The sequence below is a fragment of the Pseudobdellovibrionaceae bacterium genome, assembly GCA_020635075.1.
Classification (GTDB): Bacteria; Bdellovibrionota; Bdellovibrionia; order Bdellovibrionales; family UBA1609; genus JADZEO01.
This window is the reverse complement of sequence record JACKAM010000007.1, coordinates 1-6,100: the sequence shown is the minus strand read 5'-3', so window position 1 is coordinate 6,100 and position 6,100 is coordinate 1. Positions and strand designations below refer to the sequence as shown.

Sequence of the window (6,100 nt, the reverse complement as noted above, 5' to 3'; positions counted from 1 at the left end):
GGATTAGAACTATGAATCCCCGCACTTGCGAGGGCATTAGAGGTAAAAGTGAGGTGGCGGGAAAGGCGATAACAAGGGATTCTGGTAACGTTCCATACTAATCCCCCTATAAGGCGTAATCTCAAGGTTGGCTCTGAGTGGAATTACTCAATTTGTACCCCTGACTACTAAAGACCATTGCTGGCTTTTGTGGGTCCGTCGGAAAGATAAAGGTTCGCCCAACAGTATGTTCAAATGAGCCCACGAAGGTCCATTCACTATAGGCAACATGATCCTTCCGGATAGCCACACTCATGCACAATCCTTTCGGGCATAGTGCTACTCCCCGGCTCAATTTAAGAACTTCCTCCTCATATGGACATATGAGTTATCAAGGCCTTATTAGGTCCTTCCAGAACTCACTTCGAGTCGCTTTCGGAATTCTAAGATACAAAGCCACACTTCCAACAATGATGGCAATCCATACAGCAATCAACTGGACCGCTGAGTCCGTAAACGAAACAGCCACTCCCATGGCAAGTCCTAGAGCGGCGATAAGGGCAAATCCACAAAAGGCATAGACCGACACCATCACAATGGGAAGTAACAGCCAGAACAGAGATTATTTTCTAGATCTGGGACTCAGACCTAGACCCTTGATATCCTTAGAAAACTCGCAACCTCTGAGATCGAGAGCCGCCATTGCCCTGTGCTACCGTTGTAGGGAAAACCCATTGAGGAATTGACGACGCCATAATTGCTGTTTTTCGATTTCAGACAGCTCTGCTTCCTCGCAGACCTCATCCCAGTTTTGTTCGATTATCTCGGCGATGTGGTCAAAAATCTGGTGAGCCTCCTTCTCGGTGAGTTGGAAATTGGCCGCGGCTTTGGCGCAAGTCCTTAGCTGACTGAGATTTTCAGCGCCGATAATTTTCATGGCCTGAGAGGCCTCGTTACCGGTTCGTCCCTGTGGGCAAATATCGTAGGCTGGAGTGAGACTAAGACTCTTGCCATCCCAGAACGCGGCATGATTTCTTGCGTGATCGTCAGTGTTCCCACAGAGGACATTGAATACCAGCCGGGAGAACATCTCCCTTAGCGTATTCGTGGGCGAATCAAAACGATGCCTAATGACTTCGGCAAAATCCTCGTAACTTGCATAACGAGCTGTCATATCATCAAGCTGTAAGATGGTAAGAAGAGACACCATGGGTTTTCGCGTCCAGCCCCTGTCGGTTTTGTCACGGTCAAAGCGCTCGATCAAAAGCACATCCTTGTTGGCAGCTTTAACAAGTCTGACTGGGGCCACATTGATTCCAGCCAAAGCAGCGAGTCTCATCGCGAGGTATTCAGCCTTGACCATATTGTAGAGGTCGGTGCTCGACGGAAACTTGGCAACGAATTTCTTGGACTTCATTTCCACCAAAGCTTTTGGTCGGGCTCCACCAATGGAGCTTCCGTGAAAGAGGGCCTGGTCCAATTCCGCAGTTAAGGGGATTCCCTTTTCTACTCGCTCAGCAGAGGCGATGAGTTCATCAAAGCTCACATTTTTTGCCGACCGAGGGACATATTCCGTTGGGGACAGTTGAAAATCAAGGGCTCCAATTCGGTCAGAGCCCGACTCAAGGAGATAGGTGAGTTCGTCCAGATCCCCTGTTTCGACATCTGTCCCCGCCACACCCAGTGTGCGGTTTATAATAACTCGTCTACCCCATGAGTCAGGGGCGGCATCCCGAATACAACCCGGTATTTTGAGTTGACCGACTAGAGGCAGTTGACCTCGTTTCAATGGGAGTTCGGGCTCGTAGATAGACATGGCTTTTTGGTTTTGGCTGAGACGCTGCAGGTAGCTTGTTCCGTAGTTAAATAGGACTCCCTCTGCGGTCGCTTCCAAGCGTCCACAGACTACAGGAGCTATCTCATTCGGCAACCATATCCAAACGTAGGCCTCTTTTGGAGAATTAGAAGTCATCGTGAACGACCTTTGTTTTCTTGCGGGATGATTTAGGAAGCAGAGCCAACCTGTCATCTGCTCGCCGGAGTTCTCCAGAGAGGGAGTCACTTCTAGTATCAAAAAGTCTGACCCCAACAATCGCAGCCACTTCAAATGCGGCCCCAAGTTCACACTTGGGATCCCCTTTCTCGATCCGCTGGAGGAGTCCTCTAGAAATACTGGCCCGATCTGCAACTTCCTGGGTACCGAGGTTTCGCTCTTTTCGGGCCGCCCGAATGAGCTTCCCAAGTAGAACCATGGCCTCCTTCGTATACCGGGAGTAAGTCCGTGGTTTGGTCTTAGGCATACAGCTCCTTTGATCTATACATAGACCATTATATGCTATTTTGGTTCATATATAAACCAATAATTCGCCACATAGACCAACAACAGGAAGGTCATTTGCGACGACTATAACTAACTGAAATCACTTTAAAAGATGACCTAGCAAGCCACCGAAGCCGCGGCTTTCTAAGCGGCCAAGTCGGAAGGATTCGAAGGTCTGAGGCAGGCCAGAACCAGCAGCACCAAGTTTGCTTGGTTGCGCAGCGGAAAATCCACCAGGCTGATGGTCAGCAAAAAGATGAGCATGAACAAGGCTGGTCCTTTGCGGCTGAAGCTCAGTTTAAAGAAACTTATGGTGAGCAGACAGAGGAGTACAAGGCCAATGGCTCCGCCTTCGATCCAGGCTCCAAGGAATTCATTGTGAATATGGGGGGAGCTTGCCCCTGGCAGTTGGCCGTATTGGTTCCAACCCATGCCCCATAGTGGGTGGACTTCGCTAAGCATTGGAATGACGACTTTGTACTCATTGAGTCTGCCGACAAGGGACCCGACATTGCCAAGACTGCTGAATACCTCGCTCGTTGAACTCCCCATCACCACCAACAGAAATGCAATGACTGGGATGAGGCCTAAACGTAACGCTCTTTTGATCGTCCATCGCCCCTTCCGCCAGTGATCCCACAACCAGAGCAGCAGGAGAACAGATATATTGGCTCGCGAAAGGGTACAGGCCAGGGCCAAAACCGCGATGCCAACAGCCAGCTTTCTTAACCAAGACTGGGGCAAATCTGAATTGAGCAAGAACAGAAGGCCAAGAGAAAGAAAGGTCCCTACCCGATTGGGATTCCCAAGGGTTCCTGTGGCCCGCCATTTAACAAAGTCCGTGAAGTTCCCATAGGGAATTGGGTCACCAATAAAAAACTGCACCAGAACCAGTAGACCTTGAAGACTAATGCTCACTGCAACCAGATCAAAGAGAAGTGATCGCTGGCCTTCAAATCTGAACTTGGGACTCAAAACCAAACCGGCAAGAAATAGCGCCAAGGAAAGAGCCAACGTCTGCGGTGAGAAAATGCCTAGGGCAATGGCTTGAATGAGGAGCAAAATGGCCGCTATCCCCAACAGCCTTGCGGGGGACTCCACCATGAACTGATACATGGCTCTAAAAGTCCAAAGGTCTTTGTTCCTGAATCCACTTCTTAGATATTCAAAACTCCAAGAAGTGGCGGAGGCCCCCTGGGGAGCGGCCAGTGCTTGTTTCAGAAGATGGGACCCGACAAGGATCAAGAGACCTAGATTGATTAAGAATATCTGCGGGTCATTCCACACATCCCCCCACCCTGGCCAAAAAACCAAAGGTGAGAGGCTCAGTAAAACCAATCCTAAAATACTACTGAGGAGGAGGAGTCGGCCGCTGAGTTGTTCCACACTTCTTAATTTCTACGTCGAACAATTGATAGGATCTGCTGGTGTCATCAATGACGGCGATCGACACTTTCCCTGGCTTCAGGGTTCTAGCCTTGAAGTTCGCACCAGCCCCATAAACGGGGCCTAGCCCAGACGCTGACCCGGTCACCTCGATCGAGATCTTGCTCTCGTCGGTCACACCAATGGAGGTGCCCCAGTGGGGAGCAAACCCCATTAGAGGGCGACCACACTGGTTAAACCAGGCCGCTTGGAACTCAAAGGTATCGCCAACACAAAAGGAAAGCATGGATGGCAGGCGCAGTTTCACTTCCTTCACATCATAGGCAAAAGCATTAGCTGCCAAAAACGCCAGTTTAAACTTCACGTAGTCAATGGGTGGCATACCATCGAAGATAGCACCTGATGCCCAACCCACTAATGTACCGATGGCCTCAGAATGGGCCGCGGCCGCACTCGAAACGGCTCCAAGCGCACCGAGAAGCTTAGAAATGGCTCCACCTGCCAAGCCAGAAAAAACCGCACTGGCATAGATCTTTGCCGCAGGAGACTCGACCATCTTTCGACACTCGGGACTGAGTTCGTCCGGAGAGCTCGGCAAACTCAAGGGAGTAAACGAAGGGGAATTTGGCACTCCGGCCAGTTTTTGCTGGATCACATTGGAGGCCCATTGCCAGTCACGCTTGCCATTGAGCCAGTGGGGCTCCCCTAGCCCAGGCTCGCCAACACCGAAGTTATCTTGAGCCGTGTTGATGAAGGCGTAAAGCGAGAATGGTGGGGCATTCGGTCCAGCCTCAACCACGACTCGGAAGGCATTACTAAAGGGACGCCAAATACCAGACATCCAGCCCTTGGCTTGGACTTGAGTTGAGCCAAAGGGAACATTGAAGGCCTGCAGGGACTGTAGGACCCACTCCCGTTCTGCATCCACCAAGTTGCTCAGCTGTGCTTCGGTTAATCGACCCAATAGAGAATTGAATTCGTCCGGATCAAAGAACTTCTCCCGTTCACTTGGACTCACCCCACTCACGCCCCAACTGGCCACGATATCATCGACAGCGCTCACGTACTCGGGAGATGGCTGCACCAGTTCATGACCCATTGAGAAGGGCAGATCATAGGTGATTTGACCATTCTGAACTGTCATGATGGGGTTCCCATCGGGCTGCCCATCCAGCATAATAAAAACTGAGATCTTCACCCCTTGTAGAGTTGTGTTGGGGTAGCGCGCATCAACGCTGTCAGGAATCAGTGCCAAGCCTGAGATCAGACTGGTTTCTGGCAGACTAATGTCAAATGAGACGGTTCTCTTGCTTCCTTCACTTTGCACCAGTGTGACCTGGCCCAGCGAAACCTTGTCAGCCAAGTTGACTGAAGCCGAACGCAGATTGCCGTCGTTGACGGATCTCAATACAGATCTTGTCCGCTTTTGGTAGTGAACGGCCTGACAGTTACCCTCTCTGCTGCCGCTTTGGCCTACTAGCCCCAGACAAACGGTAAACTTAAGTTGGGAGACACTGCTGTTCAGTGCGGGAGGATGGGCCAGTACAATGTTTTCATCTTTAAACGCATTCCACACCTGGGAAGGTTGTGAGGATGGAGCATCTGGGTACTCTTCTTCTAACCACTGGCCGCCATGCCAGTAGTAGAACTTTTGTTCCATTGTTGATGGATCGACGGTGGCCACCCGATAACTGGATTCGACTTCTGAGCCCGCCCACCCTTCAGCGGTCAGTGAGGCAGTCAGCTGAAGTTCATTCCAGTCATACAGGGAATAAATTTGGCCACCGATATCTTTGAGTTTCACTTTTCCCGGAGTTCCGGCACTCCAAAGAACCGTGGTCGTCAACAGGCCGATTAAGACTACAAAACCAAAAATCTTTGCAGAGACACGCATCACAAGCCTCCTCCAGCAGGAAAGTATTTCGCCGACGGCATATATCACCCTGCCCCATCCAGTGCAACGACGGACAATGATCCCTCCCTATAGGGAGAAGCCACTCAGTCGGAAGCAAGAGGGAAGCTTTCAATCCAATTAGTTGGATTTATTCACGGAAACATCGTTCAAAACGGGGCATCCACCTTGAAAAGCCAAGCCAACATTCGACGTTTGAATTTGAACTTGAATTGATGCATCGCGCTATGCGCTTCAATTGCTGCCGTCTTGAGGGGCAAACGCCCTAAGAGATCGGCCCCGGGCCTTTTCCCTACTCAGACTTCAGCTTACACTCTCCATCTTTGCAATGGACACTGGGCTTGGCCTTTCCCAATTGGTCCCAACTCACACAACCCATCGAAGCTCCATGGTGGGTGTTACACTTTGTCGCCGCTTCGGCACTTTTTTTGTTGGCAACCGAAGTCGGCCAGCCGCAGGGGTTGGGGACGACAACACAATCTGAGTCGACTTTGCAGGTTGTC

General features: G+C 50.8%; 4 protein-coding genes. All 4 read right to left on the bottom strand.

Going from position 1 to position 6,100, the window contains the following annotated elements; all coding sequences use genetic code 11:
• Nucleotides 1-691: 691 nt before the first annotated feature.
• Complete coding sequence (locus H6624_20365) at nt 692-1,951, bottom strand: type II toxin-antitoxin system HipA family toxin (GenBank protein MCB9086708.1); 1,260 nt, start codon at nt 1,949-1,951, stop codon at nt 692-694.
• Nucleotides 1,941-2,279 carry a helix-turn-helix transcriptional regulator gene (locus tag H6624_20360; GenBank protein MCB9086707.1) on the bottom strand — a complete coding sequence of 113 codons (339 nt, stop codon included), beginning with the start codon at nt 2,277-2,279 and terminating at the stop codon, nt 1,941-1,943. Before H6624_20360 ends, H6624_20365 begins: the two co-directional genes overlap by 11 nt.
• Before the next feature lie 164 nt (nt 2,280-2,443).
• A complete protein-coding gene (locus tag H6624_20355; protein ID MCB9086706.1) occupies nt 2,444-3,415 on the bottom strand; it encodes an O-antigen ligase family protein in 972 nt (323 codons plus the stop codon).
• A 232-nt stretch (nt 3,416-3,647) separates the two neighbouring features.
• Complete coding sequence (locus tag H6624_20350; protein ID MCB9086705.1) at nt 3,648-5,579, bottom strand: hypothetical protein; 1,932 nt, start codon at nt 5,577-5,579, stop codon at nt 3,648-3,650.
• Nucleotides 5,580-6,100: the final 521 nt, after the last annotated feature.